Origin of the sequence: Haloarcula sp. NS06, from assembly GCF_051122755.1 — an archaeon.
GTDB lineage: Archaea > Halobacteriota > Halobacteria > Halobacteriales > Haloarculaceae > Haloarcula.
In genome coordinates, this window is the sequence record NZ_CP184844.1 from 113,854 (window position 1) to 129,120 (window position 15,267).

At 62.2% G+C, this 15,267-nt stretch carries 19 protein-coding genes and 1 pseudogene; 10 read left to right on the top strand and 10 right to left on the bottom strand.

Going from position 1 to position 15,267, the window contains the following annotated elements:
• Positions 1-153: 153 nt before the first annotated feature.
• Complete coding sequence (locus tag ACODNH_RS04155) at positions 154-447, top strand: DUF7521 family protein (protein WP_434530958.1); 294 nt, start codon at positions 154-156, stop codon at positions 445-447.
• 1 nt (position 448) lies between these two features.
• Here ACODNH_RS04155 and ACODNH_RS04160 read toward each other — a convergent pair whose 3' ends face one another.
• Entirely contained in the window at positions 449-1,762 is a 1,314-nt protein-coding gene (locus ACODNH_RS04160) for a hypothetical protein (protein WP_306707746.1), read from the bottom strand.
• Between the two features lie 11 nt (positions 1,763-1,773).
• On the opposite strand from ACODNH_RS04160, the gene ACODNH_RS04165 reads away from it, so the two are divergent.
• The gene (locus tag ACODNH_RS04165; protein WP_306707748.1) at positions 1,774-2,136 is read left to right on the top strand and encodes a DUF2249 domain-containing protein; all 363 of its coding nucleotides are present in this window, start codon (positions 1,774-1,776) and stop codon (positions 2,134-2,136) included.
• Positions 2,133-2,405, top strand: coding sequence for a glutamyl-tRNA reductase (locus ACODNH_RS04170; protein WP_306707750.1), 273 nt, complete (start codon positions 2,133-2,135; stop codon positions 2,403-2,405). Before ACODNH_RS04165 ends, ACODNH_RS04170 begins: the two co-directional genes overlap by 4 nt.
• Positions 2,406-2,407: 2 nt before the next feature.
• Here the strand turns inward: ACODNH_RS04170 and ACODNH_RS04175 are convergent, their stop codons facing one another.
• Both ACODNH_RS04175 and ACODNH_RS04180 read right to left on the bottom strand, forming a co-directional pair.
• Positions 2,408-2,725, bottom strand: coding sequence for a cupin domain-containing protein (locus ACODNH_RS04175; protein ID WP_306707752.1), 318 nt, complete (start codon positions 2,723-2,725; stop codon positions 2,408-2,410).
• A complete protein-coding gene (locus tag ACODNH_RS04180; protein WP_306707754.1) occupies positions 2,722-2,955 on the bottom strand; it encodes a DUF2249 domain-containing protein in 234 nt (77 codons plus the stop codon). The genes ACODNH_RS04175 and ACODNH_RS04180 overlap by 4 nt, the downstream gene beginning before the upstream one ends.
• An 89-nt stretch (positions 2,956-3,044) precedes the next feature.
• Between ACODNH_RS04180 and ACODNH_RS04185 the strand changes: the two genes are divergently transcribed.
• Entirely contained in the window at positions 3,045-3,581 is a 537-nt protein-coding gene (locus ACODNH_RS04185) for a hypothetical protein (protein ID WP_306707756.1), read from the top strand.
• A gap of 312 nt (positions 3,582-3,893) precedes the next feature.
• On the top strand, positions 3,894-4,232 hold the full coding sequence (locus tag ACODNH_RS04190) for a hypothetical protein (protein ID WP_306707758.1): 339 nt from the start codon (positions 3,894-3,896) through the stop codon (positions 4,230-4,232).
• A 23-nt stretch (positions 4,233-4,255) separates the two neighbouring features.
• Here the strand turns inward: ACODNH_RS04190 and ACODNH_RS04195 are convergent, their stop codons facing one another.
• Positions 4,256-4,621, bottom strand: a complete 366-nt coding sequence (locus ACODNH_RS04195; protein ID WP_306707760.1) for a hypothetical protein — start codon at positions 4,619-4,621, stop codon at positions 4,256-4,258.
• A 333-nt stretch (positions 4,622-4,954) separates the two neighbouring features.
• On the opposite strand from ACODNH_RS04195, the pseudogene purL reads away from it, so the two are divergent.
• Positions 4,955-7,119: pseudogene (gene purL, locus ACODNH_RS04200) on the top strand (phosphoribosylformylglycinamidine synthase subunit PurL).
• Here purL and ACODNH_RS04205 read toward each other — a convergent pair.
• The 3 genes from ACODNH_RS04205 to ACODNH_RS04215 form a co-directional block, all read right to left on the bottom strand.
• Entirely contained in the window at positions 7,120-8,337 is a 1,218-nt protein-coding gene (locus ACODNH_RS04205; RefSeq protein ID WP_434530959.1) for a sensor histidine kinase, read from the bottom strand. It lies immediately after the preceding pseudogene.
• A 3-nt stretch (positions 8,338-8,340) separates the two neighbouring features.
• Entirely contained in the window at positions 8,341-9,552 is a 1,212-nt protein-coding gene (locus ACODNH_RS04210) for an FIST signal transduction protein (RefSeq protein WP_306707766.1), read from the bottom strand.
• A 93-nt stretch (positions 9,553-9,645) separates the two neighbouring features.
• The gene (locus ACODNH_RS04215) at positions 9,646-9,837 is read right to left on the bottom strand and encodes a DUF7550 family protein (RefSeq protein WP_004591771.1); all 192 of its coding nucleotides are present in this window, start codon (positions 9,835-9,837) and stop codon (positions 9,646-9,648) included.
• A 117-nt stretch (positions 9,838-9,954) separates the two neighbouring features.
• Between ACODNH_RS04215 and hisF the strand changes: the two genes are divergently transcribed.
• Together hisF and ACODNH_RS04225 are read left to right on the top strand one after the other, a co-directional pair.
• Positions 9,955-10,770 carry an imidazole glycerol phosphate synthase subunit HisF gene (gene hisF, locus ACODNH_RS04220; protein WP_306707769.1) on the top strand — a complete coding sequence of 272 codons (816 nt, stop codon included), beginning with the start codon at positions 9,955-9,957 and terminating at the stop codon, positions 10,768-10,770.
• 293 nt (positions 10,771-11,063) lie between these two features.
• Positions 11,064-11,912, top strand: a complete 849-nt coding sequence (locus ACODNH_RS04225; protein WP_434530960.1) for a hypothetical protein — start codon at positions 11,064-11,066, stop codon at positions 11,910-11,912.
• Between the two features lie 3 nt (positions 11,913-11,915).
• On the opposite strand, the gene ACODNH_RS04230 is transcribed toward ACODNH_RS04225, so the two are convergent.
• The 3 genes from ACODNH_RS04230 to ACODNH_RS04240 form a co-directional block, all read right to left on the bottom strand.
• Positions 11,916-12,200, bottom strand: coding sequence for a DNA-directed RNA polymerase subunit L (locus ACODNH_RS04230; protein ID WP_306707773.1), 285 nt, complete (start codon positions 12,198-12,200; stop codon positions 11,916-11,918).
• A gap of 78 nt (positions 12,201-12,278) precedes the next feature.
• A complete protein-coding gene (locus tag ACODNH_RS04235) occupies positions 12,279-12,590 on the bottom strand; it encodes a DUF7410 domain-containing protein (RefSeq protein WP_434530961.1) in 312 nt (103 codons plus the stop codon).
• Positions 12,587-13,933 (bottom strand): hypothetical protein, encoded by a 1,347-nt coding sequence (locus tag ACODNH_RS04240; RefSeq protein ID WP_434531425.1) that lies wholly within the window; start codon positions 13,931-13,933, stop codon positions 12,587-12,589. The genes ACODNH_RS04235 and ACODNH_RS04240 overlap by 4 nt, the downstream gene beginning before the upstream one ends.
• A 166-nt stretch (positions 13,934-14,099) precedes the next feature.
• Here ACODNH_RS04240 and ACODNH_RS04245 point away from each other — a divergent pair, with 166 nt between their 5' ends.
• Entirely contained in the window at positions 14,100-14,963 is an 864-nt protein-coding gene (locus ACODNH_RS04245) for a cytochrome c oxidase subunit 3 (protein ID WP_306707777.1), read from the top strand.
• Between the two features lie 42 nt (positions 14,964-15,005).
• Positions 15,006-15,248, top strand: a complete 243-nt coding sequence (locus tag ACODNH_RS04250) for a DUF7385 family protein (protein ID WP_306707779.1) — start codon at positions 15,006-15,008, stop codon at positions 15,246-15,248.
• Positions 15,249-15,267 lie beyond the last annotated feature (19 nt).

Genomic DNA, 15,267 nt, shown 5'->3' on the forward strand with positions numbered 1-15,267 from the left:
GACTACGTAGCGTATCTGCGCGGCGATCTCTTCGTCTCTTGTGTCTCGATTTTGTCGGAGGAGGCAGCTTCCGTGTAGCGTCGTGTCAGTGGTATTCTCACCGACTGGAAACGCTACGGACGGTATATCTATCGCGACGTGTCAATCAGAGCCATGCTTGGCGCGAACGCAGTGTTGTTAATCGGGATAAAGACAGTCACGCTGTTCTGTGGTGTGATACTGACGACGTTGACCTACCGCGCATACCGCCGCACGCAGGCACCGGCGATGCGGGCGCTCTGCTTCGGAATGGGGTTCGTCACACTCGGCGCAATACTTGGTGGCAGTCTCCATCAGCTCGTTGGGATGCCGGTGACACAGAGCGTCACCGTCGAGGAACTGTTTACCGCTGCTGGGTTCTCTATTCTGACTTACTCGGTGTACACTGACCAGCCGACGAAATCCTGAGTCACGAGTCCTCGGTGAGCGTGCGTTCACGACCGGTCAGCAGTGTTGACAGTGATTGTGGGCTATGCGCAACGAGGACAGCGACGAGGTTGCCCGCGAACAGTATGGTCCCGAAGAACGCGAGCATCCCAGCGACCAGCGCCGTGCCGTCCGGCGTCGCAAGCCACTGATTGCTCACGAGGAGGCCGTACGCAATTGTCAGTGTCATACCATCTATTGCCACGATTCGGTGGTCGTACAGGTCATCGACCATCGGCACGTCCTCGAAGCCGAGACGGTCGCTGTACCGGTGGACCCAGACGATGAACGGGACGACGTGATACAGCGTCCCGAAGACAACAAAGCCGACACCGCCGACGAGTAGCACTGTCGACGGCTGACCGAGCAGCCCAGTGTAGGCGAGCGGGTCGTTCCACCACGCAACCATCGTCAGCCCTGCCCAGAGAAACAGCGACGATGCCGCGACGCTGTAGCGGGTCAGCATCGGTGACCACTCGACACGCGCACCGACGAGCTGTCGCGCCAGAAGCACTGCCACCACGCCGAGACCAGCAGCGACGAGAACTGCGCCGAGTCGGGCCAGAATGGGTGATCCGACCAGACGACCGCTGGCCAGCGTGAGAACGCCGAGCGGATAGACGGCCGTTTCAGCCCGCTGCATCGCCGCGGCGATTCTACCGGTGTCCGCCTGCGTAAACATCGGGGCGAGCTGTGCCAGTGCGCCCACGACAGTCGTCAAGACCGCGCCGAACACGGCGAGCGTCCCATGTGCCAATAAGAGTCGGTGTCGGCCGATTCCTAGCAGCGGGAGGATGCCGGCAGCGTGGTCCAGAGCCAGCACCATTCCGGCGGCCGTCACGAGGGCAAAAAACACCAATGCCCAGCCGAAATGGATTGCCGTGACATCGAGCGCTGCAGCGAGTAGCGTCCGACCGATATTGTAACAAAGGGTCCAGACACCGATCAGCGCGACCGCTCCAGCGACTGGTAACAGAGCAGGAGTCGCTGTCAGGAACGCAGCCGCCAGACCCGCGAACCCGACCGCGGCGAGTGGTAACTGCGCAGCAGCGAGGCGGTGGGAGTGGAGTTCGATTCCACACCAGACCGGAACGAACTGTGTCAGTGCGCCCATGATGGTGAGACAGACCCACCCTGCAAGCAAGAGGTGGACCTGCGCGAGGTGGCCGGCCCGCCCCTCAACGACGCCAACAGTGACACCGGCGACTAGAAACGCCAGCGCGACAACGAAATGACGGAGCGGAATCGTCATCGGCGGCGCGGCGTCTGCGTCCACGTCGGCAGGTATTCCACTCATTGTCGTCTAGTATGACCCTGTCCCTGCTGGCAATGTGGCCGAATATGTTCGGGAAAACAGTCGGCCTGCTCACACCCGAACAGGAATATATGACGTCGAACCACCAGCCAACAGCGCAAACCGCGGCCCTGGTTTCGGAAACGGATGCACCCGATGACACACCGACGGAGCGGCTTGATGTTCGGTCGCTCGGGCCGCCGAAGCCGCTCAAGCAGACGCTGGAGTTGCTCGCGGACTTGGACGACGACACTGTCCTTGTCCAGTTCAACGACCGTGCTCCGCAGCACCTCTATCCGAAGCTCGAAGACAGAGGCTACGATTTCGAAAGTGTTGAGACCGAGGACGCGACAGTAACAGTCATCTGGCGCAGATGAGTCGGAACACAGAGCCACCTGTCGACGTGGAAGAAGCGATCGCTCGGATCGACAGTCGTGGAGCGAAGATTCAGCGGGAGCAACTCGAACGAACGCTGTCACAGCTACAGCAGGACGGCGAACTGACGGCTGACCAGCGGCTGGCGGTTGAAGAGCTGAGCGAACGGCTCGTCGACCGATTGCTCGCTGTCCCCCAAGCAAGTCTACAGGACGCGGCGAAGAGTGCGGACGACGAGCGGATCGAAACGGCGATCTCCCTGTTCGAGTGAGCCTATTCTGACGACGACGCCAGAACGAGCAGTGCATCGCTGTCCGCCGTTGCGGCGGGGGAGATGTCTTGGTCACCCTCAAACCGAACGATGTCTCCCGGCGAGAGCGACATCGTCTCGTCGCCGAGCGTCAGATCCACGGCGCCCGACCGGAGGAGGAACACGATATCCCGACCGGGATGCTTGTGAGCCGGAATCGACTCTCCCGCATCGAGTGTCAACTGGATGGTCTTTGGCTCCCCGTCGAACACCCTCATCCGGCCGTCCTCGTCGCCGTCGAGCGTTGCTCGTTCCGTTTCTGCGGCTGTCGATTCGCTCATTGTTTCGGAAGGTCGGCGACGTACTTCTGTGGGCCGTCCTGCTCGCACTGGTAGTTCGCCGCGTCGAATGTCTCAACCTCGGCTTGCATCTCGTAGAACAGCGGCTTTGGCTCGTGGTCGTTGATAATCCGAAGCGTCTCCCCAGCGGACAGCGCCTCAAAGGAGTCATGTATCTTCGAGTGTCGCTCCGGCGGCGGCGTCTCGCGTAGGTCGAGTGTGGTTGCTGGCATCACCTGAACGTTTGCCGGGAGTCGGGGAGGGGGTTCCCCCGAACACGTTCGGGAGTAAGTCCTGATGTACGCCGCCCGTTTTGTTCAATATGAGCTTTCTCTCCGGCCTCCGTGGCGGCTCAGATGTCGGGTTCGATAGCTACGGGACGTTCGTTCCCGAACACAACCCGGATCCCGGCCCGTTCCTGTCTGAAACAGCGGTACTGACCGGCGACGATCACGCCGCGTTCCACCGTCTCACGATGGACCTGTTCGACGAGCGCGGCGTGTACGACATGACGTTCGGGTACAACCTCGCACGGCTAAATCTCGACCACCGGCACCCTGACGCTGGCTTCCGCTACGGCCGTGAAACGGACGATAATCGTGTTCTCAGGGCGGAGTTCACGCCGACGACAGAGTTCTGCCCCCAGAGCGACACGCTGACTGTGGGCGCGTTCCGCGCCTGGAACGGGCTGGCGGACCGCCACGAGTACGACCTTGTCCGTGTCCGCGTGAGCCCGGATCACCACCAGAGCACCAGTATTAACGACAAACTCCAGCAACTCGAAACGCGGTACCGGCAAACCGGGCAACTCCGGCCTGACGATGAAGACGAATCGTCCGACGATAGCGCCCTGTTCTGACAGTGGACCGTCTCGGAGTAGTGCTCTCTGTGCACTCACGCCGATACAATCACTGAATAGGTGTGCCGACCCGGGCAATCACACTGCCACAATACTGCGGGCATAAACAGCCCATTTTGACGGTTGAGGACATGAAAACCATTATACGGTTTGCTGGGCGACATATCGTATACTGAGCCGACTGGGTGGGATATCGGTGGCTTGGTGAGATAGTGGAGAGCCCTCCACAACAAAAAGCAATAACGTGTCAAAAGAAGATGATATCGGGTTACTTCCGGCGCGGCGTCGCAACTGCTTGGAGGCGGAGCTGAGATGAGCAGCGGCATCTTTCGGGATGCGGACGGCACCTACAACAAGCGGTTTCTGGGACTGGTTCTTCTCGTTTTACTCGCCGTCATCGGTGCTGGCGTTGGGACGCTTGGTCTTACCGACAACAACGACTCGGCACCCGACCAGCCCGCCACCGAGATGACGCCAAGTCCGACAGAGTCGACACCAACAGAGACACCGGACGGAGCTGACGCAACGCCGACTGAAAGCGGCGGCAGTGGCTCGCCACCCCCGAGTGCGCTCCTGTCCGAAACCCCAACAGAGATGCCGGCTAACAATCAATCGGACGAGACCACCGCCAGCAACACGACGGTTGAATAATCCGGCAGCAAAACAGTGGGTCCTCAGGAAAACAGTAGATTGAGGTTGAATCCAGTCACGACGAGTCCCAGCACTGTCAGGAGCGCCGGCGGGCCGTAGTAGAGCAGCGGGTCCTCCTCCAGCACGCCGCCCCAGATGCTCAGGCCGAGACAGCAGTAGATAACAAGGAGTTTGAGGCCGAGGAAGCCGCCCCCGCCGAACGACTGGATCGCCCACCGGATCGCGGGATTCGCCTCGGTGAACGTCGGGACGAAATAGACGATGGCGATCGTGGTAACCACGTCACCGACGCCGTAGGTCGCCAGCGCCACCGCCCACACGCTGGAAAAGGACCGGCCGGAGAAGGAACTCCCTTCCAGTGTCAGCCAGTCACCATCGGCAGCACCCATACTGCATTGGGGTATGGTCAGCGGTCATATATACTCCGAGCACCAGTTATCGTATTTGAAATCTACATCTCGATGTGATCCCTCCGAAGATATCGAGTCGGAGCCTTCGTATAGGCACTCAAAGGCATATCGTAGCCTAATGAAGCCCATGGGCGATAATCAGTAGCCACTCGTATTCATCTGTGAATCTCAGGTACTATGAGTAGGTGTCGAGTCGTTGGACAGGCACGCCTCAACGGTCGCCATTCGCTGAGTTGCCGACGCGAGGGTACGTGTGCTGCCGACGCGGGTGCATGGAAAGGGACTTATCTTGTGGGCGGCCACGACGAGGTAATGAGCCTGTCCGACGCGGACCACGAACTCGTGGTCGAGGAGATCGGTCGGGAGCCGACACGGGCGGAGGCCGCTCTCTTCGAGAACCTCTGGAGCGAACACTGCGCGTATCGCTCCTCTCGCCCCCTGCTGTCGGCGTTCGACTCCGAAGGCGATCAGGTCGTCATCGGCCCCGGCGACGATGCAGCCGTCGTCTCCCTGCCGTCCCACGGCGACGGCGATGAGATGTACATCACGATGGGCGTCGAGTCCCACAACCACCCGTCCTACGTCGACCCGTTTGACGGGGCGGCGACGGGTGTGGGCGGTATCGTCCGCGACACGCTGTCGATGGGGGCCTACCCCATCGCACTGGCCGACTGTCTGTACTTCGGTGACTTCGACCGGGAGCACTCCCGCTATCTCTTCGAGGGCGTCGTCGAGGGTATCTCCCACTACGGGAACTGCATCGGCGTCCCGACTGTCACCGGGAGCGTCGCCTTCCACGACGACTACGAGGGCAACCCACTGGTGAACGTCTCCTGTATCGGCCTGCTGGAGCCCGAGCGGACCATCACCGCCGAGGCCCAGGAGCCGGGCAACAAGCTCGTCCTCGTCGGCAACGCGACGGGGCGGGACGGGCTCGGCGGCGCGTCCTTCGCCAGCGAGGACCTCGCGGAGGACGCCGAAACGGAGGACCGGCCGGCCGTTCAGGTTGGCGACCCGTACTCGGAGAAGCTGCTCGTCGAGTGCAACGAGGCGCTACTGGACGAGGAACTCGTCGAGTCGGCCCGCGACCTCGGGGCCGCTGGCCTCGGCGGCGCATCGTCCGAACTGGTCGCCAAGGGTGGCCTCGGCGCACGTATCGAACTCGACCACGTCCACGAGCGTGAGCCCAACATGAACGCCATGGAGTACCTGCTCGCCGAGAGCCAGGAACGGATGGTGTACGAGGTCACGCCCGAGGACGTCGACCGCGTGGCCGAACTCGCTGAGCGGTTCGACCTCGGCTGTTCGGTTATCGGTGAACTCACCGAGCCGGGCACGAACTACGTCTGCACGTTCGAGGGCGAGACGGTCGTCGATGTGGACGCGGAGTTCCTCGGTGACGGTGCGCCGATGAACGACCTGCCCAGCGATGCGCCGCCGAAACCAGAACGGGACCTGCCGGCGGTCGAGTTGGAGGAAGCCTTTGAGGAGGTCGTCGGTAGCCCGAACTGCGCCTCGAAGCGGTGGGTGTACCGCCAGTACGACCACGAGGTGCAGGTCCGAACGAGCGTTCTGCCCGGCGACGACGCCGCACTGCTCGCCATCCGCGAGGCCGGGACCGGACTGGCGTTCTCTGCCGGCGCGGACCCCAACTGGACCGACGCCGCGCCGTACGAAGGCGCACGCGCCGTCGCGCTGGAAAACGCCACGAACGTCGCCGCGAAGGGCGCGACACCCCACGCGGCCGTGGACTGTCTGAACGGCGGCAACCCCGAGAAGCCCGACGTCTACGGCGGCTTCAAAGGCATTGTCGACGGCCTGGCGGACATGTGCAGCGACCTCAACGTGCCGGTCGTCGGCGGCAACGTCTCACTGTACAACGACTCACAGGACGGACCGATTCCGCCGACGCCTACGCTCGCGCTGGTCGGGGTCAAGGAAGGCTACGACGCCCCGCCGCTGTCGCTGTCCGGCGAGGGCACGCTCGTCGTCGTTGGCGACACCGCACTGGAAGGTGAGACTGATCCGCGACTCGGCGGGTCCGAGTACACCGCGCAGTTCGGGGTACTGACCGCTTCCCCGCTCTCCAAGCTGACTCGACAGAGGTCATCGAAACCATCGCCGAGGTCGCCGACGCCGACCACGTGCTTGCGAGCCACGACGTGAGCCATGGTGGCCTCGCGGTAACGCTGGCTGAGATGGTCCACGAGGACGCCGGCGCGTCGGTCGAAATTGAAACGGCAGAACGTGGCACTCCGAACCGGCTCCTGTTCAACGAACGACCTGGCCGCGTGGTGTTCGAGACCACCGACCCGGCGGCGATCCGGGAGGCCTTCGACGACGTGGCTCCGGTGACAGAACTGGGCGAAGCAGACGGTTCGAGCGGACTCGATATTACGGTCAACGACGAGACGCTGGCGTACAACGCTGCGGACATCGCCGACCTGCGCTCGGTCATCGAAGACGAACTGGCCTGATTACCAGCGGACATCGAACCGCGCACCGCCCATTTCGCTCTCAGAGACTGTGACCGACCAGCCGTGCGCTTCAGCGATGCTCTGAACGATTGACAGGCCGAACCCTGTCCCGTCCGAGTTCGTTGAGTAGCCGTGTTCGAACACCAGCGCACGGTCGTCCGGTGGAATGCCAGGGCCGTCGTCCGCGATGGAGAACCCGTTTTGCTCGTGGGACTCGGGCGCGGAAACGACAACGGTGCATTCCGCGCCGGCGTGCTCGATGGCGTTCCGGTAAAGATTCTCGAATAGCTGCTGGAGGCGCTCTGAGTCCGCCTCGATGACCGATTCGGTTTCGACCGTGAGCGTTGCCTCCTCAGTTTCCACCTGTTGCCATGCGTCGGCTGCGACGATTTCGAGGGAGACGCTCGCGGTCTCTCCAACGACCCGTCCCTGCCGAGCGAGCGTCAGTGTGTCATCAAGAATCCGTGCCATCCGCTCGTGTGCCGCAGCGACCTCCTGTAGCCCCTCCTGCACAGCCGTATCCTCGATGTCATCGAGCAGGAGATGGGTGCGGCCGGATGCGACGTTCAACGGATTCCGAAGGTCGTGGCTGACGATACTGACAAACTCATCAAGGCGCTCGTTCTGGTGTTTCAGCTGTTGTTCGCGGCGCTTTCGTTCAGTGATATCGGTATATATGCCGTACCCTTCCAGCTGGTTGCTGTCATGAGTGACAATGGTGCTCCGGAACAGGTAGGTCCGGACTTCCCCTGATGCAGTCATCCGTCTGACCTCTTGCTCTGACTGGCCGGTCTGTTCCCACCAGTCTGCCCTGATAACTTCGGCGTCGGCTCCAGGCGGCGCGAGGAGTGCCCGAAGCGCTGTTCCGACTGCATCTGTCCGGTTATAGCCGAACGAGTCCGCGAACGCTTCGTTGATCGACTTGACGTATGGTTCTCGCTGCTCAAACTCGACGACGACAGCCGGATTAGGGATGTTCCCCAGGAGCGCATCAAACCGTTCTTGTGCCGCCAGCTGTACGCGGAGTTCACTCGCGACGAGCGCGATATATCCCTCGTTGTCGTGTTGAATTATATCACAGATGTCCTGTGCATCCGTGCCGTCTATCTCCATTTCGCCACCAATACCGAGGTCAGCCATCGCGTCGTCGACAATAGCCGATGCCTTTTCGATACCAACCGTTTCAGCGAACTTTGAAACGAGCCCTGTTCGATTCATCTGTTACTCCGGCAGTGCAAAGAGCACCGTTGTCGTGTTGTGGAAGCCGCTGAGCTGTCCAGCCTGCATACACAGTTCCCCGTACGTCTCGAACCCAGCAACTGGGGCCGAGAGGGTCGATGTAATCCCATCGACAGCCGATGAAAACGCGTCGTCGAAGAGAATTTGGCGGCACGCACAGTCGTAGACGAACGCGCCAGCGATATGACCGTCACACAGCGAAACAGCGTCTGCAGCAGCCTGCTTGGCGGACGCGATCTGGTCCGCTCTGTTGCCATGCATTATACGGAGGACAGTCCCCTCCGGAATATCGACGGCGAACTGCAGTGCGCCAGTCTCTTCAATCGCAGTCCGGGGCCAGCGGATCTTGTAGCTCTCGCCTTGGTCGATGCCGAACAGATATGCGACCATGAGCTTCCTGAGTTCCGCTGAACCGACTGGGACATCATCGACCGTTATTCCTGTTGTCTCCGCAACGTGGTCTCGAACAGCGTCTTTCCACACGTCAAACGCTGGTTCACCGTTGAGTTCGTGCACCACGTTTCCGGAAACGTCGGTTACCTCCCACGGCTCTGAGATAGGGGTGTGACCGTGGTTGACGGTAATTACCGGTCGCTTTTCGCCGGAGATGAGCACGAGAACGACTGCGTCCTCGACAACCGACTCATCGCAAAACACTGGTGTCGACTCCATTCGGAGACCGTCAGACGCCGCCCCACCTGCGAATTCGACATAGGGGCCAAGCCGCCGCTGGACCGACAGCGACAACTGTTCACCGACGCCTGCGAGCCCGTCGTGGAGCACGAGCGCTGACTGATATGGTTGATCAATGTTTTCGGGAAGCGATCGGACAGCGTCTCTGACAGCCCCGCGGGTGTTCTCGCTGAGACCAGTGGCGAGGGCCGTATCGAACCGGAACGAGTCACTGGTAACGAGTGTGACTGCCACGCCGGCGTCCATCGCTCGCTCTTCGGTGAACGTGCCGCCAGCCGTACAGCCGACAACGGCTGTCTCGTCGTCAACGAGCGCATTCACGCCCGCCAGAACGGCTTCAGCATCGAATCCTGAGCCAGCAAACACTTGACAGAAATCCACCCGCTCGGCGTCCAGTCGGTCGCGAGCAGTGCTGGTCGCCTCCTGGCCAGCGCGCCGACCAGCGGTCGCCACTGACGTTCCTGTTGCGACCACCGTACTCACCTCCGACTGGGACGGCATAGTACAACAGTTGTTAGCGTGGAAACCTATATACTCTCCCCAGAAGTATCAGATATGATATTCATGCTGGCCGCCGTGGTCATGTCAACCTGATCAGGCAAGCGCCAGCGCGATGCCGAAGGTAAGCACCAGTCCGACCAGCAGTACGCCGAGCCCTGTCCCGACTTGAGACATCGTGAACGGGCTCTGTGGGGCCGTCGACCGAAGCGGCGGTTCTCGCGCGGGCAGTTCGACGTGTTCAGGGTCGTAATCCGGCCGGTCCTCCTCGTGGTGGTCGTCTGCCATAGCCGGTCTTTCCGGGGCGTCCTACGTGTAGCTGTCGGATTACCACTGCGTACTCGACCAGACACTTGCACCAGTCGAAACGGTCAAACGGCGTTGCGTCGAACCCACAGGTATCGAATGACGCTCACGAAACGGATCATCCCCTGTATCGACGTGGACGTGGACGAGAACGGGGACGCGGCGGTGTACACGGGAGTCAACTTCGAGGATCTGGAGTACACCGGCGACCCGGTGGAGATGGCCAAGGCCTACAACGAATCCGGCGCTGACGAGTTCGTCTTTCTGGATATCACCGCCTCCGCTGAGGGGCGTGAGACGATGCTCGATACTGTTTCGGCCGTGGCCGACGAGGTGTTCATCCCGCTGACCGTCGGCGGCGGTATCCGTACCCGTGCCGATATCAAAGAAACGCTCCGGGCCGGTGCGGACAAGGTATCCATCAACTCCGGCGCTATCGCCGAACCTGACCTCATCAACGAGGGCGCGGCAGCCTTCGGGAGCCAGTGTATCGTCATCTCCGTCGATGCCCGCCGTCGCTTCGATTCGGAGGGCGAGCACTACACCGAGGTCGACGGCGAATCCTGCTGGTTCGAATGCACTGTCAAGGGCGGCCGAGAAGGAACCGGACTGGATGTCATCGAATGGGCCACCGAGGCCGAAGAGCGCGGTGCGGGCGAACTGTTCGTCAATTCCATCGACGCCGACGGGACGAAAGACGGCTACGACATCCCGCTGATGCAGGCCGTCTGTGACACCGTCTCGACACCGGTCATCGCTTCCTCGGGCTGTGGTAGCCCGGCGGACATGGAGGAAGTGTTCGTTGACGCCGGCGCAGACGCCGGTCTCGCCGCCTCCATCTTCCACTTCGGCGAGTACTCCATCGCCGAGACCAAAGAGTATCTCGACAGCAAGGGGATTCCGGTCCGACTGTAACGCCGTCTCCGACTTAGGGTCGAAATAGTAAATACCCGTACCTGTCTATTTCTTTGTATGACGCAGTTTTCTCGGCGTCCCGGATGGCCTCGGTTTTCTCCGCGTCTCGGCGTTCGATATCCGTTCTCGGTGGCGCGCACATCTCTTTCAGTCACTGGCAGCACCTGTCAACGGGATAGACAGTCCCCGACGAGTCAACTGACCGAGCGACCGTGGAGGGACACCGCTGGAGAACCGCAGCACTGTGGGCTAGCATCGGACAGGTTTTATCTGCACAACACGGAGCATCAACAATGAAATGGCGGTGTGAATGGTGTGGCAAACCCCACGAGGAGAACGACCCGCCATGTGACAATTGCGGCCACGGTTCCTTCGAGGAGGCAGTGACGCAGGTCAACGAAGAGGTCGTCGAGGGCGGGCCCAGATGGGTCTGTCTGGACTGCGGTCGCCAGCACCAGAAGAACTCCCCGCCCTGCAAACGCTGTGGTGGGAGTAACTTCGAGCGGCGGATGGGACCACCGGAAGACGATCCGCTCGATGACATACAGACCGGCTGGCTGGACGTGCTTGAGACGAAGTACATAGTCGGCTACGCCGCCGTGGCGGTGTTGCTCGGGCTTATCGTGCTCGCTGCTGTGGGCGGTATCACGCTGCCCGGCTTCGCCGCCGAAACCCCTGCCGGCCCACCGCCCATCGCGTCCCCTGCCGGAAGCGGTGACACCGTCAACTCGCTCTCGATTGCCGATGTTGAGGATACCTACATCGACGTGTACAACGTCCGGCGGTCGGGCGTCGGCGGCGGGACGGTCTCACGGAACGCGACCATCGACGACGCTGCAGCCTACTATAATAAGGGCCGTGTCGATGCGAGGTACGACAATGCGGAGCGGCCCACGCGGGAGGGCGTTTCTCGGTTTTCTCTCCCCTGTGAGCGCCCAGTCGTAGTCAGCTACGAGGTGGCCTACGACCGAACGCCCCAGTCACTCGACCAGTTCCAGAACGAGACGGCGCTGGCGACTGCACTCGTCGACAGCTACCTCGAGCGGGGCAACAGGATTCAGCGAGCGGACGCCGGACTGATTGGCCTCGATATCCACGTCGGTCCGGACGAACGTGTGTTCGTCACGTATGTGCTCTGTTAGAAGTTACGCGGCGGCTTCGAACGCGTCAGTGAAACTGTCAGTCTTCTCGATAACGGCGTTGGTCCCGTCTTCGAGAGCCTCGAGCGCGTCAACGCCCTCCTCGGTCTTGATGGTCAGGACCGGGTCCGTCTGGCCACCGGACTGTTCCGGGTTCACGTCGTAGGTCGCCGCCGTGACGCCCTCCGTCTCCAGTAGCGCTCCCTTGATGACGTTCATGAACGTGTGGTCCTCACCGGCGATTTCGATAGAGAGTTCCGTGTCGGATTTGTCGATAACGCGAAGGTCCATATCCACTGTTTGGTCACCTGCGACCCATCAACGCTTCGCTTCCCGTCCGTTGTGTCGGTGACACCGTGAGACCGGGCGCTACACGAGCGCGTACACCATCAGGAAGCCAAAGTAGATGAGCACGAGTGCTCCCAGTGCCTGGAGTCGGAACGTCGAAAGCGACTCTTCCTCCTCGTCGTGGGCCGCCCGGAAGGCTTCGACCTCCTCGTCGTCGAGTTCGTTGGGGTGGGCCAGGCCGCGGTGGAGCGCGAGCCATGAGTCGCGGGCGAACGGCCGGCCGCAGTACGAACAGCTGTAGGCCGTGGCGTCGGCCGGGACATCGTAGGCTGCGTCGTCGTCGGTACGTGTCGCTGCCGTATCAGCCGCTGGTTGGGTTGCTGTGTCAGTCATAGATGTGGGAGTGCCACCTCCGGTTGGGAGACGACCCAGAGGCTCGTCATCGTGTAGAACACCATAACCGCGATGAAGGGGTACTGCGACCGAATCGCCTGCAGTCGCGCGGGAAACAGGTCGTACGCGGCGGCGTGGGCCACCCAGATTGCGACTAGATGGCCAATGATGACCGACGCGAGCGCGACCGCACCGAACCACGCCGGCAGGTCAATGGTCGGCACTACTGCCGGGTCCGCAAAGGGCGACGCGAGCGCGACGGCCAGCGACGGTGCGAGTACGAGGAAGTACCCGAGGTAGTGCGCGAAGTGGTAGCCGACGGCGATAGCGACGAGCGGCGGCGCGAACCGCTGTGCGAGAACCGCCGGGGCCAGATACGTCTCCGACATATCGCGGGAGAGCCGGACCGCGAGTCGATACACGCCGAGGAAGCCGGCGAAACCGACGGCGAGCGCGACCGGATACAGGAGGTGCGGCGGGACACTGGCGTCGACGATCGGCGTCGTCAGGTCGCGCCAGGCCGGCGTCGTGACCAGCCCGTCGTAGGTCGTAACCCACAGCAATGCGACCACAAACGCCACCTCGTCAGGACCGTCGACCAGCCGCGGCGTCGAGAGGTCCATGCCGGGGAGCCGAAGTCGGAGCCCGTTCTCGTCGCGGCCGATGGGCGCAAAGCGGCCGTAGTATCGGAACACCCGTTCAACCGGGTCAGCGTGAGCAAACCAGTCATCGGGACCGAACACGAGCGCGCCCGCAAGCGTCAGCACGGTGTATCCGGCGACGACCGACGCGAGCAGGCGCGGCTGGTCGGCGAGCGGGCTGACGACTTCCAGCCACACCAGCACGAGCAGGCCGCCGACGGCGGGCCACGACCCGACGCGGTCTGGGTACGGACGGTCAAGCGTCGGTAAGAGTTGGGCGAGGGTCTTGAACGGATTGAGCGTTGCCCAGCTGTTACCCACGAGGTATGTCGTCATCGCCAGCCCGGCCCACCAGCCGACCCAGACGAGCAGTATCGCGAGGTTCGTTCGGGCGTTCGTCGGTCCGAGGAAGCCGACGACGAACACCGCGGCGAGTCCGGCGAGCCCGATGAGTTGCCCAGCGCGCCGCAGGATGCCTTCGAAACCGCCCGACAGCGGACGGCCCCAGTCGTGGATACGCTCCACGAACGTCCGGTCGGTGACGAACGACGCCAGCAGGAACGACGCGCCGACGGCCGCACCACCGGTACTCAGGAAGAGCCACGTCGGTATCGTCAGCGATTCGCGGCCGCCACCGGCGAGACTGCCGCCGTGTGCGCTCGCCGTCCCCGACGCGGCCAGCCAGCCCAGCCCACACACCACCAGCGCGACCGTACGACGCCTCCCAGATGTCATCGTCGGCAGTTGGGTCTTCGCCCCCGTGTAGCTTCCGGGATGTCGGCGAGTCACCCGTCGGACCGGGCTGGCGGCGGCACACTCCGCAGGGAATTGGATGGGCTTTTAGTATTCCGTTCGCAAGGGCCCTGGTCTGAGTGTCTCCGATGAACACGCGGACGACGGGCACGGGGAACACCACCTCCCGGCGACGGAGGACTGGCCCCACGGGTTCGGCGAGGCCAGCTGGTGGCCCTTTGTGACGGCGATCGGTGGTTCGGGCATCTACGTCAGCGCGGCCCTGCTCGTGCTCTCGATGGGCGAGAACGCACTTGTCAGCCAGACTGTCGGGGCGGGAGCAATGGCCGGGAGCGTCGGCCTCTTCCTCGTCGGCATCTACGGCTGGCTGTACCACGCCTTCGTCTCGGACTTCTGGGAGCGCGGGACGGACTACCACTCGGACAAGACGCTGAAGTTCGCGATGCTCCTGTTCCTCGGGAGCGAAATCGCTACCTTCGGCGCTGGCTTCGTCTACTACTTCATCGTGCGTGGCGGCGAGGTCTGGACACAGGCGGCCGTTCCTGAGGTGTTCGGCTCACTCGTAATCATCAACACGCTGATTCTGGTTGCCAGTTCGGTGACGCTGCACTACAGCCACATCGCACTCCGCAACGGGAACCGGAGCCGGTTCGTGAAGCTCCTTGGCGCGACGCTACTGCTGGGAATCGTCTTTATCGGCGGGCAGGTGTACGAGTACTACGAGTTCATCGTCCATGAGGGCTTCACGGTCGGTGGCGGCATCTACGGCTCCGCGTTCTACGGCCTGACGGGGCTTCACGGCCTCCACGTCACGATGGGTGCCGTGCTTCTGGGTATTGTCTTCACCCGCGCGTACTACGGTCAGTACTCGGCTGAACGGCACACCTCCGTCTCGACGGCATCGATGTACTGGCACTTCGTCGACATCGTCTGGATTTTCCTCGTCGTCGTGCTCTACATGGGCGCGAATCTGGTGTAGGCCGCCGACGAGTTTTACACAGCCGCCGCTCGTTTCACACGCATGGACCAGCTAGACGTCAGCGGGAGCTTCGACGTACACGAGTACCGACACGGGCTCAAGCTGCTGAAAGACGACCGCGGGACGATGACGCTGTCGAACCGGAAGGGGTTCGCCTGTCCGGCCTGTGGCAACGAATTCGAGACGCTCTTTATCAGCGACAAACGGACAAACACCTTTGGAGACCCCGGATCGCCATTCTGTCTGGTTCGGACAGACGACCAACTACTGGTCCTGACACATTGAGTCGTATCGACCCCGGTAA

Excerpts from the sequence above, each read along its gene's own strand:
- hisF (WP_306707769.1), top strand. The coding sequence starts at position 9,955 with ATGACGCTCACGAAACGGATCATCCCCTGTATCGACGTGGACGTGGAC.
- ACODNH_RS04165 (WP_306707748.1), top strand. The coding sequence starts at position 1,774 with ATGACCCTGTCCCTGCTGGCAATGTGGCCGAATATGTTCGGGAAAACA.
- ACODNH_RS04155 (WP_434530958.1), top strand. The coding sequence starts at position 154 with ATGCTTGGCGCGAACGCAGTGTTGTTAATCGGGATAAAGACAGTCACG.
- ACODNH_RS04230 (WP_306707773.1), bottom strand. The coding sequence starts at position 12,200 with ATGGACCTTCGCGTTATCGACAAATCCGACACGGAACTCTCTATCGAA.
- ACODNH_RS04205 (WP_434530959.1), bottom strand. The coding sequence starts at position 8,337 with ATGAATCGAACAGGGCTCGTTTCAAAGTTCGCTGAAACGGTTGGTATC.
- ACODNH_RS04225 (WP_434530960.1), top strand. The coding sequence starts at position 11,064 with ATGAAATGGCGGTGTGAATGGTGTGGCAAACCCCACGAGGAGAACGAC.
- ACODNH_RS04190 (WP_306707758.1), top strand. The coding sequence starts at position 3,894 with ATGAGCAGCGGCATCTTTCGGGATGCGGACGGCACCTACAACAAGCGG.
- ACODNH_RS04160 (WP_306707746.1), bottom strand. The coding sequence starts at position 1,762 with ATGAGTGGAATACCTGCCGACGTGGACGCAGACGCCGCGCCGCCGATG.
- ACODNH_RS04210 (WP_306707766.1), bottom strand. The coding sequence starts at position 9,552 with ATGCCGTCCCAGTCGGAGGTGAGTACGGTGGTCGCAACAGGAACGTCA.
- ACODNH_RS04185 (WP_306707756.1), top strand. The coding sequence starts at position 3,045 with ATGAGCTTTCTCTCCGGCCTCCGTGGCGGCTCAGATGTCGGGTTCGAT.
- ACODNH_RS04195 (WP_306707760.1), bottom strand. The coding sequence starts at position 4,621 with ATGGGTGCTGCCGATGGTGACTGGCTGACACTGGAAGGGAGTTCCTTC.
- ACODNH_RS04180 (WP_306707754.1), bottom strand. The coding sequence starts at position 2,955 with ATGCCAGCAACCACACTCGACCTACGCGAGACGCCGCCGCCGGAGCGA.
- ACODNH_RS04215 (WP_004591771.1), bottom strand. The coding sequence starts at position 9,837 with ATGGCAGACGACCACCACGAGGAGGACCGGCCGGATTACGACCCTGAA.
- ACODNH_RS04175 (WP_306707752.1), bottom strand. The coding sequence starts at position 2,725 with ATGAGCGAATCGACAGCCGCAGAAACGGAACGAGCAACGCTCGACGGC.
- ACODNH_RS04170 (WP_306707750.1), top strand. The coding sequence starts at position 2,133 with ATGAGTCGGAACACAGAGCCACCTGTCGACGTGGAAGAAGCGATCGCT.
- ACODNH_RS04235 (WP_434530961.1), bottom strand. The coding sequence starts at position 12,590 with ATGACTGACACAGCAACCCAACCAGCGGCTGATACGGCAGCGACACGT.
- ACODNH_RS04250 (WP_306707779.1), top strand. The coding sequence starts at position 15,006 with ATGGACCAGCTAGACGTCAGCGGGAGCTTCGACGTACACGAGTACCGA.